The following is a 16393-nucleotide window of genomic DNA, read 5'->3' as shown; positions in this document are numbered from 1 at the left end:
TCAAGCCCTCGAATCGGCATGCCCACGGGGCAAACCGACGCCAAAACCGATCGGATTTCCGGTGCTCGCTGATCCCTGATTACAGCGCGCCACGGCTGGTCTATCATGGCTTTTTCGTCGTCGAGTAGTTGTAAGGAGCTTTACATGATCCGCAAGCTGATCCCTTTCCTTCTGATTGCCAGCCTGACCGCATGCGCCAATACCGGGACGTCTTCGTCCGGCGCGTCGTCGGCATCCAGCTCCTCCAGCGCGTCTTCCTCTTCCGGCGCATCCAGCGCGTCCGGTGGCTCTACTTTCGGCGGCTCATCCTATGGCGGGTCGGCAGGCGGCTCGGCCATGCCGGGCTACGGCACCAAGACTTGCGATGCGGCCGCGCTGCAATCGCAGATCGGCCAAAAGGCCACGACCTCTACCATGGAAGACCTGCGTACCCGCAGCGGCAGCAGCACGGCGCGCATTTTGCGCCCCGGTCAACTCGTGACCATGGAATACAACGCCACCCGCTTGAACCTGATCGTGGATGACAAAGACGTCATGACCGCGATTCGCTGCGGCTGATCCGGCGGCATCCAAGGCAAGACGGCGCCGGCCGTCGCGCCCATCCCCGTCCCATTCCTCGCCATCCCCGCCCCTGCGGGCCGCCTCAGGCTGCGGGCGGCGTGGGTGGCACGTGGGGCAGGAATGCCCCCGCCACTTCGAACGCGCATTCCTCGCGCGCAATGTCGATCACCCGCGACACGATCGGGTTGACGATGTTTTTCTTGTGCACCGCGTAGTAATTGATCGTGGGCAGATCGGGCTGCACATTCAACTGGCACAGCGCGCCGCGCTCGACCAGCGGCGCAAAGTAGGCGCCAGGCAGATAGCTGATGCCCAGCCCCAGCATCGTCAACTGCGCCATCATCCCCAGGCTGTTGCAGGTCAACACCCGCTTGACGGGCAAACCCTGTTCCGCGAACCAGGCGTCATACAGATGCGACAGCGCGGAGTTGGTCGGCTGCGAAATCACCGGATACGGCGCCAGGTCCTGGGGTGACAAGCGCGCCTGGAAATCAATGTCCAGCGCGGGGCTGGCCATCCAGACGTTGGTGACGGCGCCCAGGTGCGTGCAGTCGTACTGGTAGCTCCAAAAAGGCCCCGGCATGATGGCCAGGTCCAACTGGTCTTGTTCCAGCCGTTCGTACAGCGTGATGCCACCGTCGATCTCGGGCATCAGCTGCACGCGCGGATAGCGCTGGCTGATCTGGTTGATCAGCCGCGCCAGCCAGGTCATGCCGACCAGTTCGGTCACGCCCAGCCGCACCACGCCTTCGAAACTGGCGGGGTCGGCCATGTTCTGGACGATGCGGCTGTTCAGGTCCAGCATCTCGCGCGCCAGTTCGAACAGCTTGCGGCCTTGCGGCGTCATCACCAGTTTCTTGGCGCGCCGCTCGAACAAGGGCGAGCCCGCAAAGGCTTCGAGTTCGCCCACCCGCTTGGCCACCGCCGATTGGGTCGTGTGCAGTTTTCGGGAAGATGCGCTGAAGCTGCCAAGTTCGGAGCTCCAGTAAAAAGCCTCTAGCTGTTTAAGGGTGTACATCGCGGCGGTCGAGGCGAAACGCATGGAAACCCTCACATTACCATCGCGGCAGGCGGCGCTAGCCGCGCGGATGCAGGATGTCGGCCAGGAAGCGCTGCGCGCGCGGATGAGACGGCGCGCTGAAAAAGCGCTCGGGCGTGTCCACCTCCAGGATCTCGCCGCCATCCATGAAAACGACGCGGTCGCAGACGTCGCGCGCGAAACCCATTTCGTGTGTCACGCAGACCATCGTCATGCCGTCCTTGGCCAAGCCCTTCATCACCTGCAACACCTCGCCCACCATTTCCGGGTCCAGCGCGCTGGTCGGCTCGTCGAACAACATCACCGGCGGCTGCAACGCCAACGCACGGGCAATCGCCACGCGTTGCTGCTGACCACCCGACAGCGAACCCGGATAGGCATCGATCTTGTTCAACAGCCCGACCCGTTCCAGCAAGGCACGCGCCAGTTCCACCGCCTGCTTGCGCGGCTGCTTGCGGATGTTGACCGGCGCGAAGATCACGTTTTCCAGCACGCTCATGTGCGGAAACAGGTTGAACTGCTGAAACACGAAACCGATCTTCTGGCGCAGCGCATTCAGGTTGGCGCCCTTTTGGTAGATGTCGGCCCCATCGATCAGGATGCGGCCTTTTTCGATGGGTTCCAGCCGGTTCACCGTGCGGATCATCGTCGACTTGCCCGAACCCGACGGCCCGCACACCACCAGCACTTCACCACGCGCTACCGACAGGTCGACATCCTTGAGCACGTGATGGTCGCCATACCACTTGTTCACTTTTTCAAGCTTGATCATGATTCTTTCCGTTAAGCCATGGCGCGCGAGCGGCGGATATGCAGGTCCAGCCAGCTCAAGCCGCGGCTCAGGCTGAAGCACACCAGGAAATAGATGATGGCCAGGATGCCGAACACTTGCAGCGGCTGCGTCAGCACCAGGTTGTTGATCTGGTTGGCGGCAAACGTCAGTTCATTGACGCTGATGACGTAGCCCAGCGACGTTTCCTTGATCGTGGACACGAACTGACTGGTCATGCTGGGCAACACGTTAAACAGCGCCTGCGGCAGCACCACCTTGCGCATCGTGGTCCAGTAACCCACGCCCAGCGACCGGGACGCCTCGATCTGGCCGCGCGGCACCGCCTCGATGCCAGACCGGATCACCTCCGACAGATAGGCGCTTTCGTAGACGACCAGCGCAAAAATCAGCGTCCAGAAACCGCTGACCACCTGCCCCGTCAGCTTGGGCACCACGAAGTACGCCCAGAAGATCAGCATCAGCAGCGGCATGCCGCGCACCATGTTGACCAGCGCCTTGCTGGCAACGCGCAGCGGGCCGAACGGGCTGACACGGGCCAGCGCAATCAGCAGCGCCAGCGGCAAGGACATCAGCAGCCCCAGCGCCGCCAGAATCAGCGTCAGCGCCAGACCGCCCAGGGGCCCGTTGGGGTATTGGCCGACCAGCAGCGTCGGCCAGTATTGCGACAGCAGATCAAGCACCGTGGCCTCCGCGATTCAAACGATAACGGGCGTAGATGCGCGACCCCACCGCCATGATCAGGAACGATCCCAGCAGGTACATGATCGTTGCCGCGCCGAAGGTGGCGAAGGTGCGATAGGTTTCGTTTTCGATCTCGCGCGCCTGGTAGGTCAGTTCCATCACGCCGATCGCCATCGCGACGCTGGTGTTCTTGAACAGCAGCAACGCGCGGCCGACCAAGGGCGGAATGGAAATGCGCAGCGCCTGCGGCACGATCACGAAGCGCATGCATTGCAGGTAGCTCGCGCCCAGCGCGCGCGCCGCCTCGAACTGGGTCCACGGTATGGCGCGCAGGCCGCTGCGGATGTCCTCGGCGATGTACGCGGCCGAGCCCAGCGCCAGCGCAATCGCCGCCAGCGACATCTCGGCGTTGTGATCGTAGAGCCACATTCGCAGCCCTTCGGGCAGCAGCTCGGGCATGCCGAAATACCAGAACAATACCTGCACCAACAGCGGCACGTTGCGGTGGTATTCGACATACGCGTCCACCACCCAGCGGCACGGCGCCAGGTTGGTGGCGCGCACCACCACCAGCGTCACCGCGATGGCGAAGGCCATGACCCACGCAACGAAGAACAGTTGCACGGTGACCACCATGCCGCTGAACAGCAGCTGGTATTGGGAAGCGTCTAGCAGGCTCATAAAGCGTCGGCCCCTGGCGGTTGCGCGGGCATCAGCCGGCGATGGGGCCGATCTTGAAACCGCGCTCCAGCTTGTAGGGGGTGGTCGGGCCGAACCACTTGTCGAACAGCTTGGCGGCCGCGCCCGAGCTTTCGGCTTCGTCCAGGGCCTGGTTCACCGTTTGCAGCATGCGCGGCTCGGACTTGCGCACGCCCAGGCCCCAGGGTTCGTCGAACACCGACTTGGCAATCACGCTGACGGGCGCCGTGGGCGGGCTTTGCAGCACCAGCCGCACCAGCACCAGTTCAGAGGCAAACTGCGCGTCCACCTTCTTTTGCTGCAAGGCCAGATACGTAGCCGAACTGTCGCCATAACCGATCACCTGCGACTTGTTCAGGATGCGCTTGATCTCGCGTTCCGAGCTGGAACCCTTGGTGGCGCCGATGCGGCGGCCGTTCAGCGCGTCAATCGAATCAAAGCCCGAATCCTTGCGCACCAGCAGCTTTTGCGGGCTGACGTAGTAGGCGTGGCTGAACGCGATCTGTTCGGCGCGATCCGGCGAATAACCCAGGTTGGCGGCCAGGATGTCCACGCGCCCTTCGTTCAGCTCCGGCACGCGCGCCGCCACCGACAGCAGCTTGTAGCTGATCTTCACGCCCAGCTTGTCGGCAACCAGTTTGCACACGTCCACGTCATAGCCCACCAACTGGCGCGTGGCGCCGTCCTGGAAGCTGAACGGCTGCGACGTGCCCAGCGTGCCGCAAACCAGTTCGCCGCGCGCCTTGATGTCGTCGACCTGATCTGCTTGCGCGGCAGCGCCGACGGCCAACGTGGCCAGGCCCAGGCAAGCTGCAAAAAAAGTATGACGTTTCATGGATGATTCCCCTTGTATGTTGTGTTGGTCAAACGGCATTCACGACAGCTTGGCGCAGGCCTCGCGGATCGCGGCACATCCTTGCTTGATATCGTCCATCGACGCCGCGAACGACAAACGGAACGTGCCCGGCGCGCCATAGGCGTTGCCGTCGATCACGGCCACGCCCGCTTCGCGCAGCAGGTAGTGCGTCAAGTCGGTGTCGGTGGCGATCACCTCGCCCGAGGGCGTCTTCTTGCCCAGCAGGCCCGAGCAATCCGGGAACACATAGAACGCGCCTTGCGGCACCACGATGGTCAGCCCCGGCGCGCCGGACAGCTCGGCCACGGCCAGGTCGCGGCGTTGCTGGAAGATGCGCGCAAATTCCGCCACACAATCCTGCGGACCGGACAGCGCTTCCAGCGCCGCCGCCTGGCTGACGGACGACGCGCCGGACGTGCTTTGCGATTGCAGTATCGCCATCGCCTTGATCAATTCGTCGGGCCCGGCGCCATAGCCGATGCGCCAGCCCGTCATGGCGTACGCCTTGGACACGCCGTTGACCACCAGCGTGCGGTCAGCCAGCTCGGGCGCCACCTGCAACGGATGCACCGTCGGTTCACCCGTGAAATTCAGGCGGGCGTAGATGTCGTCCGTCATCAACCACACGTGCGGATGGCGCTTGAGCACATCGGTCAACCCGCGCAATTCCTCGGCGGTATAGACCGACCCCGTGGGGTTGCTGGGCGCGTTCATCATCAGCCACTTGGTGCGCGGCGTGATGGCGGCTTCCAGCGCCAGCGGCGTGACCTTGTAGTCCGACGCGGGAGACGTCGTCACCGCCACCGGCACGCCGCCATTGACCAGCACCATATCCGGGTACGACACCCAGAACGGGGCGGGAATCAGAACCTCGTCGCCGTCATTGAGCGTGGCAGCCAGACCATTGAAAATCACTTGCTTGGCGCCGGTGCTGACGATGATCCGCGCCACGGGATAGTCCACGCCGGTCGCATCCAGCAACTGCGCGCGCGCGGCCCGGCGCAACGCCACGGTGCCCTGCGCGGGCGGGTACTTGGTTTCGCCCCGGTTCATCGCGGCGGTGGCCGCCTGGCGGATATGTTCGGGCGTTGAAAAATCAGGCTCGCCTATGGTCAGGTCGATAATGCGACGGCCCTGTTCGCGCAGCTGCGCAATGATGGCGCGCGCGGCAACGCTGGGCGACAGCTTGATGCGCTTGATGCGGTCGGCAATGATGCTCATTGTGCACCCCCGGTTTTTTCAAGAATGGTCTTGGCCAACCAGGGTTTGGTGTACGTGCCCGCGCGCAGCTTTTCCTTGGCGACGGCTTCGTCGGCTTCTTTCTTTTGCGCCAATGCCAGCACGGCGGCCGCGTGTTCGGCGGGAATCACCACCACGCCATCGGCATCGCCCACGACGACATCCCCGGCGTGGACCACCTGCCCGCCGACCGATACCGCCACATTGATTTCGCCCGGGCCGTCCTTGTAGGGGCCTTTGTGCGCAACGCCGCGCGCGAAGCAGCCGAATTCACCCTGGCCGAAGACGTCCACATCGCGCACCGCGCCGTCGATGACAAAGCCCGCGATGCCGCGCGACTGCGCATCCATCATCATCAGTTCGCCGACCAGCGCGTTGCTGGTGTCGCCGGCGCCATCGACCACGATGACGTCGCCTGCCCCGCCCATGGAAATTGCCTGATGGATCATCAGGTTATCGCCCGGCCGCGTCTTCACGGTCAGCGCCAGGCCGACCATGCGGCGCGTGCCGCCGTGCATCGGACGCAAGTCCGCCACGCCGTAAAGGCGGTTCATGCAGTCGCTGATCTGGGCCGAGCCGATATCGGCAAAGCCGGCCAGTACGTCGGCGGCCACGGCCGGGGCCGACCGGGAAAGAATGCGAAATCCGATGGGAGTCATAAGAAAGTCGATGGGGGTGGATGCGTCTAGCGGTTAAGCGAATACGCATTACAAGGCCCCGGCCGCCTTTCCTCAAAACGATATAAATTCCCAGCCGGCCACGAATTTTTTTCTTATATCCGGACGTTAAGGGTTATCCCTTCCCCTGATCAACCCGGGCCAATCCCCGTCAATCATCCCCGCCGTTGCTCGCGCCCCGCGCCTCGGACAGCGCGATCGTCAGGTGCATGACCTTCTTTTTCAGCTGATCGCGTTCTTCGGTCACGCGCGCCAACACCCCGCGCAGGCGGGCCACTTCGGCGGGCAGATCCGCGATGTGCTCGATGGGGACTTCGGGCGGGGCTTCGCGCGGCGGCGGGGCCTTGGCCAGACGCACTTCGCGGGCGGCCTGTTGCAGCTCTTTCTTGCCGCCGGCCACCGCTGCGGCCTGACGCTCGGGCGGCAACGAGGCCACCGCCGCCGCCGCGTTGATCGAAATGGCGCCCTCTTTCACGGCGCGCACCAGTTCGGGCGCGGCGTCCTTCTGGATTTTTTCGATCTGGCCCAGCGTATTGCTGCTGATGCGCGCGGCGCGCGCCAATGCCTGGCGGCTGGGCACGGGCGGCGTCCACGAGATATTGGGCGGCAGGCGCGGCGCGCCATCCACGCTGGGCGGCGCGTCGGATTCGTCCCAGGGCGGGGACCCGTCCTCCGCTTCGCCTTCCGGCGGCGTCGCGGCTTCCGGCGGCGTGCGCGCCAGCAGGATTTCTTTTTTGCGCAGCGCCAGCACGCCGCGCTGAAAGTCCGACACGCTGCGTCGGCCCAGGTGGTTTTCAATCATCCACAGGTGCACGTCTTCCATCGACTTGAACGTGGTGTTCTGACGCGTCTGAAATTCGATGCCGTGCTTCTTGCACAAGGCATAACGGTTGTGGCCGTCCACCAGCAGGTCGCCCCACAGCACCAGCGCGTCGCGGCACCCCTCGGCAAGCAGGCTGCGCTCCAGTGCCTCGTGCTCGTCTTCGGTCAAAGGGTCTATATAGGCGCGCAGGCCCTCGTCAATCCTGATTTCCATGGTGTCCAATTGGTTTATCTTGCCAAGCAGTGCTACGTCAGCCCCTGGCCACGCAGCAGATCCTGAACCGCCGCCAGCCGTGCCACCGGGTCCGCAAGGCCCAGCAGCCGGGCCTTGTCGTCCGGCGGCAAGGGCAGCAGTTCGCACCAGCGATCCGCCACCCAGCCGCTGTCGTCCAGCCGGAACGGCGGCGCAAGCGGCATCCTGTCTGGCGGCACGCCCTCTTGCTGCCATTGCGCCACCAGCCGTCCCAAGGCATCGGCACTGGGCTGCATGGACGCCGGCACGGGCGTGGGCGGGTCGTCGGCGATGGGCTCGGTCTGGCCCATCCACAGGCCGTATTTTGCCACCTTGCTGGACAACAGCCGGAACCGGCTGCCGCCAATACAGCGCACTTGCAGCAACGCGGGCATGGGCGCCTCCCACGCCACCACGCGCGCCAGCGTGCCGACCGGAGCCAGGGTCTCAACGCCCTCTGGCGAACGCACTTCGCTACCAGCCAGCAAACCCACCACGCCAAACTCGCTGCCCTCCGCGATGCAGCGGCGGATCATATCCAGATAGCGCACCTCGAAGATGCGCAGGTGCAGCACGCCGGCGGGAAACAGCGCGTTGGATAAGGGAAACAGCGGAATCAGCGCCATGGCCGGCTCCTATTTGATGTCGAAGGCGGCGTCCACCGGCACCTGCATGGCCGTCACCATGGCGTTGGTCTGCGCCGCCATGCCGATCACCGCCAGCAATTCGGCGTGCTGGCCGGGGGTCATTCCCTTGGCCTTGGCGGACGCCGTATGCGAATGCACGCAGTAAGAGCAGCCGTTGGCCGTGGACACGGCAATGTAGATCATCTCGCGCACCACAGGCGGCAGTTCGCCCTCGGCGACCATGACCTGTTTAAGCTGCGACCACACGCGCTGCAATTGCGCCGGGTCGTTGGCCAGCGCGCGCCAGAAGTTGTTCACGAAGTCCGACTTGCGCGTGGATCGGATGTCTTCAAACACCGCCCACGCTTCGGGGCTTTTGCGGACCTCGTCGTCCGTCAGCAGTTTTACCGTGCTCATGTCGCCATTCCTTTATGAAGCCGCCCGGCATCCTTCCCAACCGGCTACAGTGCGTAGGTTGCCGGGCCGTGCGGTATTGCGGGTCGGGCCTTCCATCATAGTGCGACGGCGTTTCTTGCAGCTGTCCGCCGTAGAACCAGGAACCATCATGCCCCAGCTATCCGCCTATCTCAGCTTTGACGGCAACTGCGCCGACGCCATGCGCTTTTACGAGCGTGTGCTGGGCGGACGCCTTGACGCCCTGATCCGCTACGCCGACGCGCCCGCCGATGCCGCCATGCCCGCCCTGTCCCCCGAGGACGCCGACCGCATCATGGTCGCCCGGCTGGCGCTGGACGAGCAGACGCTGCTGGGCAGCGACGCCACCAGCGGCCACCCGTACACAGGCAAGAAAGGCATGGCGCTGGCGCTGCTGTACCCGACAGTGTCGGATGCCCAGCGGGTATTTGACCAACTGGCCGAAGGCGGCAACGTGACCATGCCGCTGCAAAAAACGTTCTGGGCCGAGGCATACGGCGCGCTGGTGGACCGCTACGGTACGCGCTGGATGGTCAGCGGCGGCAAGATGACGCACTGATCCGCAAAAGCGCGCAGGCGGACGCACCGGCCCACGTGGCCTTTGATAAGTTTTGCAATTGCCCGCCGAGCCTTGCAGTACTCTGGCAGCGCGCCTTTTTACAGGAAGCGCCCGCCATGACTTTTCTAGCCAGCGCCACGCTGCTTCGCCGCCGAGACGGCCATGAAGCCCGCGTCACCTTCGTCGAGCTGTTCTTTGACCTGGTCTACGTCTTTGCCGTCACCCAGCTCTCGCACAGCCTGCTGCATGACCTGACCTTGATGGGCGCGGTGCACGCGCTGGTGCTGTGGTTCGCCGTCTGGCTGGGATGGCAGTACACGTGCTGGGTCACCAACTGGTTCGACCCCGACGCCATCCCCATGCGCGTCATGCTGTTCGCGGTGATGCTGGTCGGCCTGATCGCCGCCGCCGTGCTGCCGGACGCGTTCGGGGAAAACGGGCTGATCTTCGCCATCTGCTATGCCTTGATCCAGGTCGGGCGCACGGTGTTCATCGTGCTGCACCTGGGGCGCAACCATCCGCTGGCCGACAACTTCCGCCGCATGCTGGGCTGGCTGTGCATCTCGGCGGTGTTGTGGATCGCGGGCGGCCTGGCCTCCGGCGAAGCGCGCCTGGCGCTGTGGATACTGGCCGTGGCCTGCGAATATATTTCGCCCATGTTCGGGTTCCGGCTGCCCGGCCTGGGCCGCTCTTACACCAGCGACTGGACCATCGAGGGCGGCCATATTGCCGAACGCTGCCAGCTGTTCGTCATCGTGGCGCTGGGCGAAACGTTGTTGATCACGGGCGCCACGCTGGGCGGCCGTGGCCATTGGGACATCCCCACGCTGATCGCGCTGCTGGCCGCCTTCCTGGGAACGGCCGCCATGTGGTGGGTGTATTTCGACACCAGCAGCAAGGACGGCAGCCACGCCATCGTGCATTCCAGCGACCCGGGCCGCATGGGCGCCATCTTCCACTATGTGCACGTGATTTTGATCGCGGGCGTGATCGTGTCGGCGGTGGCCAACGAATTGGTCATCCTGCACCCCGATGGCCGCATCACCACGCCGGCGGCCGCCGCATTGCTGGGCGGGCCGGCGCTGTACCTGCTGGGCAACGGCATCTACAAGACGGTGGTGTACGCGCGCTTTCCGTTATCGCACCTGGCCGGGCTGGTGTTGCTGGCGGTGCTGGCGCCGGTGTCTACCGTTACCGACAACCTGATGGTGGGCGGGCTGACCACGCTGATCATGGTGTTGGTGGCCGTGTGGGAAAGCGTGTCGCGGCGCCGGGCGGCCTCGCCCGTCACCGTGTAGCCGTCCGGTGCGCGAGCACTGGCGGGGCCTTGCGACGAAGCTGTCGCCGCACAGACCCGCGCGTCCGCCGATGCCGCAACGCAGCGTCACACGCCCGGGCGATGCAGCGCCAGCACCTCGTGCAGCGACTGCGCCGCGCGTTGCAGCACCGGCACGGCGCGCAGCAAGTCATCCAGCATCACGCGCGCCGTGGGCGCGTGGCAGGCCACCGCCGCCACCACGCGGTCCTCGGCGTCTCTTATCGGCACCGCCACCGCGCTCATGCCGCGCACGAATTCCTCGTTATCGATGCCGATGCCGCGCGCGGCCAGGCGTTCCAGTTCCTCGTCCAGCTTCGTCGGGTCCGTGAAGGTGCGCGGCGTGTTGCGCGTCAGCGGCAGCCGCGCCAGCACCCGGCCTCGTTCCAGCCGGCTCATTGACGCCAGAAACAGCTTGCCGCTGGCGGTGCAGTGCATCGGCACATGGCTGCCCACCGCGAAGAACAGCCGCAGGGGCTCCGACGTTTCCACGCGTTCCATATAGACCACGCGGTCGCCGTCAGGCGCGGTCAAGTTGCAGGTCTCGCCAAGCGTGCCCACCAGCTGGGCCAGCACGGCACGGCAGGCACGGGTGAACGCCGAGGCGCTCAGCGTGGCCAGCGCCAGCGATGTGGCTTGCGGCCCCGGCACATAGCCCTGCTCGGTCGGCGTGGCCGCCACGAAGCCGGCGCGCTGCATCGCCGCCAGCAAGCGCATCAAGGTGGTCTTGGGCATGTCCAGCCGCTGTGCCAGCTGCGCCAACGTGGGTGGATGCTGGGCGCGCGCAAGATGGTCCAGCACCAGCAACGCCCGTAACGAGCGCGCGGCCTCTTGCTGTTGATGTTGGTGCTGCTGTTGCTGGTGCCCGGACGCCGGCTGCCCGGACGCCGGATGCCCGGACGCCGACGGCTCCGGCGCCGATGCTGCACTGCGATTTTGAAACCGAAGTTGCATGTTCCGTTCCATTTGTCCGCCCCCACGCGTGTTGTGCTTTGTTGTACGCGCCCGCTTCCTAGAATCGCCACAGATGCCAGCCGGGTGCGCAACGCAAACCGGCCGGATCAAACCAGTATATAAGTGCGTCCCGCCGCGACAAGCAGGGAAAACGCGCCGTCACCATTGCTTGCGAACACGGTGACGTCAGTCGCGACGGCGATGCGACGACAGGGAGACAAGGCGATATGTCCGATACCGTGGATGTCATCGTGGTGGGCGCCGGCTCGGCCGGATGTGTGATGGCCAATCGGCTTAGCGCCAATGGCGCGCACGCCGTCTGCCTGCTGGAAGCGGGCCCCCGGGATACCTACCCGTGGATCCACATCCCCATCGGCTACGGCAAGACCATGTTCCACAAAGTGGTGAACTGGGGCTACTACACCGACCCCGATCCCAACATGCTGGGCCGGCGCATCTACTGGCCGCGCGGCCGCACGCTTGGCGGCTCCAGCGCCATCAACGGCCTGATCTACATTCGTGGCCAGCGCGCCGACTACGACGCCTGGGAACGCGCGGGCAACCCCGGCTGGGGCTGGGACGACTGCCTGCCCTACTTTCGCAAACTGGAAGACAACGACCTGGGCGCGGGGCCGACCCGGGGCGTGAACGGCCCCTTGAGCGCCACGTCCATCAAGACGCCCCACCCGCTGGTCGAAGCGATGATCGCCGCCGCGCGGACCATGGGCGTGCCCCCCGTGCAGGACTTCAACACGGGCGAGCAAGAAGGCGTGGGCTACTACCAGCTGACCACGCGGCGCGGCCGCCGCTGCTCCACCGCCGTGGCCTATCTGCGGCCCGCGCGGGACCGGCCCAATCTGCGCGTGGAAACCGATGCGCATGCCATGGCCATCCTGTTCGAAGGCGGACGCGCCTGCGGGGTGCGATACCGGCAAGGCGGGCAAGTGCGCACGCTGCGCGCGAGGCGCGAAGTGGTGCTGTGCGCGGGCGCGCTGCAATCGCCCCAGCTGCTGCAACTGTCCGGCGTGGGCTCGGCCGCGCTGCTGCGCCAGTTCGGCATCCGCGTCGTGCGCGACCTGCCCGGCGTGGGCGAAAACCTGCAAGACCATCTTCAGATCCGCCTGATCTACGAAACCACCCGGCCCATCACCACCAACGACCAGCTGCGCAGCCTGCACGGGCGCGTGGGCATGGGCTTGCAATGGCTGCTGTTCCGAAGCGGCCCGCTGGCGGTCGGCATCAATCAGGGCGGACTGTTCTGCCGGGTCGACCCCGCCAGCCGCACGCCGGACACGCAATACCACTTCGCCACCTTGTCCGCCGACATGGCCGGCGGCAAGGTGCACCCCTTTTCCGGATGCACGTATTCGGTCTGCCAGTTGCGCCCGTCATCGCGCGGTTACGTGCGGCTGCGCGCGGCCGACCCGTTCGAACCGCCGTCGATGCAACCCAACTACCTGTCCACGGAATTGGACCGCCGCATGACCGTGGCCGCCGTCAAGCATGCGCGGCTATTGGCGGCAACCGAACCGCTGGCGTCGCTGATGAAGCGCGAATTCCGGCCCGGCCCCAACGTACGCACCGACGACGAGATCCTGCATTTCTGCCGCGAATACGGCGCCACCATCTTTCACCCATCGGGCACCGCCAAGATGGGTCCGCGCAGCGACCCGCTGGCGGTGGTTGACGAACGCCTGCGCGTGCACGGCGTGCAGGGCCTGCGGGTGGTGGACTGTTCGGTGATGCCCACGCTGGTATCGGGCAACACCAACGCGCCCGTGGTGATGTTGGCCGAACGCGCGGCGGATTTCATGCTGGAGGATTTCAAGCTGGCGCGGCGGCGGGCGGATCTGGTCGCGGCTTGATGTACTGGCGGCTTGCTGTACTGGCGGCTGATTTTGCGGCCGCGCGTTTTAAGCAATCAACAAGGATGTGAACGACGAACCTGAAGTCAGACCGGCACGCGGGCGACAACAGAAGCGCCCCCGCCTTCACCAAAGGAGACTGCAATGTCCAAGCAAAACGAAGCCGCGGTACGCAAGGTCGTCACCGCATCGTTGATCGGCGCCACCATCGAGTGGTACGACTTCTTTCTTTACGGTGTCGTGGCGGGCATCGTGTTCAACAAGCTGTACTTCCCCACGGGCGACCCGCTGGTATCCACCATGCTGGCCTACACCACCTTCGCGGTGGGCTTTGTGACGCGGCCGCTGGGCGGGCTGATCTTCGGCCACTTTGGCGACCGCATCGGGCGCAAGAGCATGCTGGTGATGACGCTGATGATCATGGGCGTGTCCACCTTCCTGATCGGCCTGGTGCCCACCTACGAAACCATCGGGCTATGGGCGCCCATCCTGTTGCTGCTGCTGCGCGTGTTCCAGGGCATCGGCCTGGGCGGCGAATGGGGCGGCGCGGTGTTGATGGCCTATGAATACGCGCCACCGGGCAAAAAGGGATTTTACGCGTCGCTGCCGCAGATCGGTCTGGCGATCGGCCTGTGCCTGGCCTCGGGCACCGTGGCGCTCTTGTCCACCTTGCTGACCGACGAACAGTTCATGGCCTGGGGCTGGCGCGTCGCCTTCCTGGCGTCCGCCGCCATGGTGATGGTGGGCATGTACATCCGGCTGAACATCAAGGAAACGCCCGAGTTCACGGCGGTCAAGGCCAACAATGCCGAAAGCCGCATTCCGTTTTTCGACATGCTCAAGCGTTACCCGGGCAACGTCTTCAAAGGCATGGGCGCGCGGTATATCGACGGCGTGTTCTTTAACGTGTTCGGCGTGTTTTCGATTTCGTACCTGACGCAAACCGTGCAGATCACGCGCACCGAGGCGCTGACGGGTGTGATGGCCGCCGCGCTGGTGATGTGCTTTTTCATTCCGTTCTTCGGCCGCCTGTCCGACCGCATCGGTCGCACCCGCGTGTACTTCTGGGGCTCGCTGATTACCGCGCTGGCGTCCTTCCCCGGCTTCTGGCTGATGCTGAACAGCCAGGGCAGCGTCATGCTGATCTGGCTGGCCATCATCATCCCGTTCGGCATCTTCTACGCCGCCGTGTACGGCCCCGAGGCAGCGCTGTTCTGCGAGCTGTTCGACGCCAAGGTCCGCTACACCGGAATTTCGTTCGTGTATCAGTTCTCGGGTATCTTCGCGTCCGGCATCACGCCCATCATCGCCACCGCGCTGCTCAAGACGGGCGGCGGGCAGCCGTGGCTGATCTGCCTGTACGTGCTGTTCGCCGGCGCGGTCTCGGCATGGTGCGCGTGGCTGATCGGACGCGGCAAGCCGGTGACCGAAGCCACCGGCAACACGGCGCCGCCGATTCCCGGCGCGGGATGGCGCAAGGCGTGAGGACAGGCCGCCTGGGATACGGTCGACCCAGGCGGCCTGATTGCGTTGCCTACCGCACAGCGGGGTCGGCGCTGGTGGCCGCCGCCCCGCCGGCGCCGGCATGCGGCGCCTGCACGCCGGGCCAGCCGCCGCCCAGCGCCTTGAACAAGGTCGCCAGCGCAATCTGCCGCTGCGTGCTGATGTCGATGTACGTCAACTGGTCGGTGAAGGCGCTGCGCTGCGCATCCAGATAGCGCAGATGGCTGTCGACGCCGCCGCGATACCGCGCTTCAGACAAGCGCATCGCTTCCTGGCTGGACTCGGCCAAGGCGCGGCGCGACGCGGCCTCGCGTTGCAGGGTGTCGGTGGCGGCCAGGGCATCGGCCACTTCCTTGAATGCCGTCTGGATGGTGGCTTCGTACTTGGCCACCGCGATGTCCTTGCGCACCGTCGCCAGGTCCAGGTTGGCCACATTGCGCCCGCCCGAGAAGATCGGCAAGGTGATCTGCGGCATGAACGACCACGCGCGCTGCCCGCCGTCGAACAAATTGGACAGGTCCGCGCTGGACGAGCCGTACAGGCCGGTCAGCGTGATGCTGGGAAAGAACGCCGCGCGCGCCGCGCCGATGCTGGCATTGCGCGAGCGCAGTTCGTGTTCGGCGGCCAGAATGTCCGGCCGGCGCTCCAGCAATTCGGACGGCGCGCCCGCCGCGATGTCCTGCACCAACACGTTGGACGTGGCCAGCTGCGCGGGCAGATACGGGCGCAGGTCGTTCACGCCCACCAACAGGCCCAGCGCGTTGCCTGCCTGGCGCACTTCGCGTTCCATGCGCTCGCGTTCGGCGCGCGCCTGCTCGGTCAGGCCCAGCGCTTCCTGATAATCCAGCGCCGTGGCGGTGCCGGCTTCGCGCCGCTTGACGATCAGGTTGAGCGACGCCTCGCGGCTGGCCAGCGTTTGTTCGGTGAGCTGCATCTTGCGCATCGCGCTGTCACGCGTCAGATACGCCTGGATCACCTCGGCCACCAGGCTGATGCGCGTAGCGTGCGCGGATTCCTCGGTGGCCAGATACGTTTGCAGCGCCGCATCCGACAGGCTGCGCACACGGCCAAACAGGTCGATCTCGAACGAGGTCAGCCCGATGCCGGCCTGATAGCTGCTCTGCACGGCGGAATTGCCCGTGCTGTTCAGGTCGCCCGGCACCCGCTGGCGCGTGCCCGACCCTTGCGCGTTGATACCCGGCAGCCGGTCGGCGCGCTCGATGCGGTACTGCGCCCGGGCCGCTTCGATATTCAGCACCGCCTGGCGCAGGTCACGGTTGTTGTCCAATGCCAGGGCCACCAGCTGCCGCAACGCATCGTCGGTGACGAAAGTCTGCCAATCCAGCGTGCCGGCGGCTGAGGGGGCGGCATTGGCCGAAACCCCGTCCGATGCCTGGCCAGCCGGGTTCCCGTCAGCCGGGAACTGGGTCGGAATCGGCGCGTCCGGCCGTTGGTAGACCGGCGCCATCGAGCACCCGGCCAGCGCCGCCGTCAAGAGCAGCGCGCCCAGGCTGCGGGGATAAAAAGTTTGCATCAT

Annotated in this window: 17 protein-coding genes; 5 read left to right on the top strand and 12 right to left on the bottom strand. The window is 65.4% G+C overall.

All coding sequences use genetic code 11. The features are described from left to right. Positions 1-144: 144 nt before the first annotated feature. Entirely contained in the window at positions 145-558 is a 414-nt protein-coding gene (locus DVB37_RS12105; protein WP_046807203.1) for an I78 family peptidase inhibitor, read from the top strand. Positions 559-643: 85 nt separating this feature from the next. Here the strand turns inward: DVB37_RS12105 and DVB37_RS12100 are convergent, their stop codons facing one another. The 10 genes from DVB37_RS12100 to DVB37_RS12055 all read right to left on the bottom strand — a co-directional run bounded on the left by DVB37_RS12100 (position 644) and on the right by DVB37_RS12055 (position 8642). Next, positions 644-1603 (bottom strand): LysR family transcriptional regulator, encoded by a 960-nt coding sequence (locus DVB37_RS12100; RefSeq protein ID WP_104143846.1) that lies wholly within the window; start codon positions 1601-1603, stop codon positions 644-646. A gap of 34 nt (positions 1604-1637) precedes the next feature. Beyond that, entirely contained in the window at positions 1638-2372 is a 735-nt protein-coding gene (locus DVB37_RS12095; RefSeq protein WP_046807204.1) for an amino acid ABC transporter ATP-binding protein, read from the bottom strand. Positions 2373-2383: 11 nt separating this feature from the next. Next, positions 2384-3073, bottom strand: a complete 690-nt coding sequence (locus tag DVB37_RS12090) for an amino acid ABC transporter permease (RefSeq protein ID WP_120155346.1) — start codon at positions 3071-3073, stop codon at positions 2384-2386. Then, positions 3066-3755: an amino acid ABC transporter permease gene (locus tag DVB37_RS12085; protein ID WP_046807206.1), complete on the bottom strand. Its 690-nt coding sequence runs from the start codon at positions 3753-3755 to the stop codon at positions 3066-3068. The genes DVB37_RS12090 and DVB37_RS12085 overlap by 8 nt, the downstream gene beginning before the upstream one ends. A 31-nt stretch (positions 3756-3786) precedes the next feature. Continuing rightward, positions 3787-4608 (bottom strand): ABC transporter substrate-binding protein, encoded by an 822-nt coding sequence (locus DVB37_RS12080; protein ID WP_162941202.1) that lies wholly within the window; start codon positions 4606-4608, stop codon positions 3787-3789. A 39-nt stretch (positions 4609-4647) separates the two neighbouring features. Further along, entirely contained in the window at positions 4648-5850 is a 1203-nt protein-coding gene (locus DVB37_RS12075) for an aminotransferase class I/II-fold pyridoxal phosphate-dependent enzyme (RefSeq protein ID WP_120155344.1), read from the bottom strand. After that, positions 5847-6527 (bottom strand): RraA family protein, encoded by a 681-nt coding sequence (locus DVB37_RS12070; RefSeq protein ID WP_046807208.1) that lies wholly within the window; start codon positions 6525-6527, stop codon positions 5847-5849. Before DVB37_RS12070 ends, DVB37_RS12075 begins: the two co-directional genes overlap by 4 nt. A gap of 169 nt (positions 6528-6696) precedes the next feature. Next, positions 6697-7581 carry a hypothetical protein gene (locus DVB37_RS12065; RefSeq protein ID WP_046807231.1) on the bottom strand — a complete coding sequence of 295 codons (885 nt, stop codon included), beginning with the start codon at positions 7579-7581 and terminating at the stop codon, positions 6697-6699. 32 nt (positions 7582-7613) lie between these two features. After that, positions 7614-8225 (bottom strand): LON peptidase substrate-binding domain-containing protein, encoded by a 612-nt coding sequence (locus DVB37_RS12060; protein ID WP_046807209.1) that lies wholly within the window; start codon positions 8223-8225, stop codon positions 7614-7616. 9 nt (positions 8226-8234) lie between these two features. Further along, complete coding sequence (locus DVB37_RS12055) at positions 8235-8642, bottom strand: carboxymuconolactone decarboxylase family protein (protein WP_120155341.1); 408 nt, start codon at positions 8640-8642, stop codon at positions 8235-8237. Positions 8643-8790: 148 nt separating this feature from the next. Between DVB37_RS12055 and DVB37_RS12050 the strand changes: the two genes are divergently transcribed. Then, positions 8791-9219: a VOC family protein gene (locus tag DVB37_RS12050; protein WP_046807211.1), complete on the top strand. Its 429-nt coding sequence runs from the start codon at positions 8791-8793 to the stop codon at positions 9217-9219. 116 nt (positions 9220-9335) lie between these two features. After that, positions 9336-10517 (top strand): low temperature requirement protein A, encoded by a 1182-nt coding sequence (locus tag DVB37_RS12045; RefSeq protein ID WP_120155339.1) that lies wholly within the window; start codon positions 9336-9338, stop codon positions 10515-10517. An 86-nt stretch (positions 10518-10603) separates the two neighbouring features. On the opposite strand, the gene DVB37_RS12040 is transcribed toward DVB37_RS12045, so the two are convergent. Beyond that, positions 10604-11500: an IclR family transcriptional regulator gene (locus DVB37_RS12040; protein ID WP_120155328.1), complete on the bottom strand. Its 897-nt coding sequence runs from the start codon at positions 11498-11500 to the stop codon at positions 10604-10606. A 215-nt stretch (positions 11501-11715) separates the two neighbouring features. On the opposite strand from DVB37_RS12040, the gene DVB37_RS12035 reads away from it, so the two are divergent. Both DVB37_RS12035 and DVB37_RS12030 read left to right on the top strand, forming a co-directional pair. After that, the gene (locus tag DVB37_RS12035) at positions 11716-13353 is read left to right on the top strand and encodes a GMC family oxidoreductase (protein WP_120155326.1); all 1638 of its coding nucleotides are present in this window, start codon (positions 11716-11718) and stop codon (positions 13351-13353) included. 144 nt (positions 13354-13497) lie between these two features. Continuing rightward, positions 13498-14838, top strand: a complete 1341-nt coding sequence (locus DVB37_RS12030; RefSeq protein WP_120155324.1) for an MFS transporter — start codon at positions 13498-13500, stop codon at positions 14836-14838. Positions 14839-14887: 49 nt separating this feature from the next. Here DVB37_RS12030 and DVB37_RS12025 read toward each other — a convergent pair whose 3' ends face one another. Next, complete coding sequence (locus DVB37_RS12025; protein ID WP_120155321.1) at positions 14888-16393, bottom strand: efflux transporter outer membrane subunit; 1506 nt, start codon at positions 16391-16393, stop codon at positions 14888-14890.

Origin of the sequence: Achromobacter sp. B7, assembly GCF_003600685.1 — a bacterium.
Taxonomy (GTDB): Bacteria; Pseudomonadota; Gammaproteobacteria; order Burkholderiales; family Burkholderiaceae_B; genus Achromobacter; species Achromobacter spanius_B.
The sequence above is the reverse complement of the archived record's forward strand: the minus strand, read 5'-3'. Positions and strand labels throughout refer to the sequence as shown.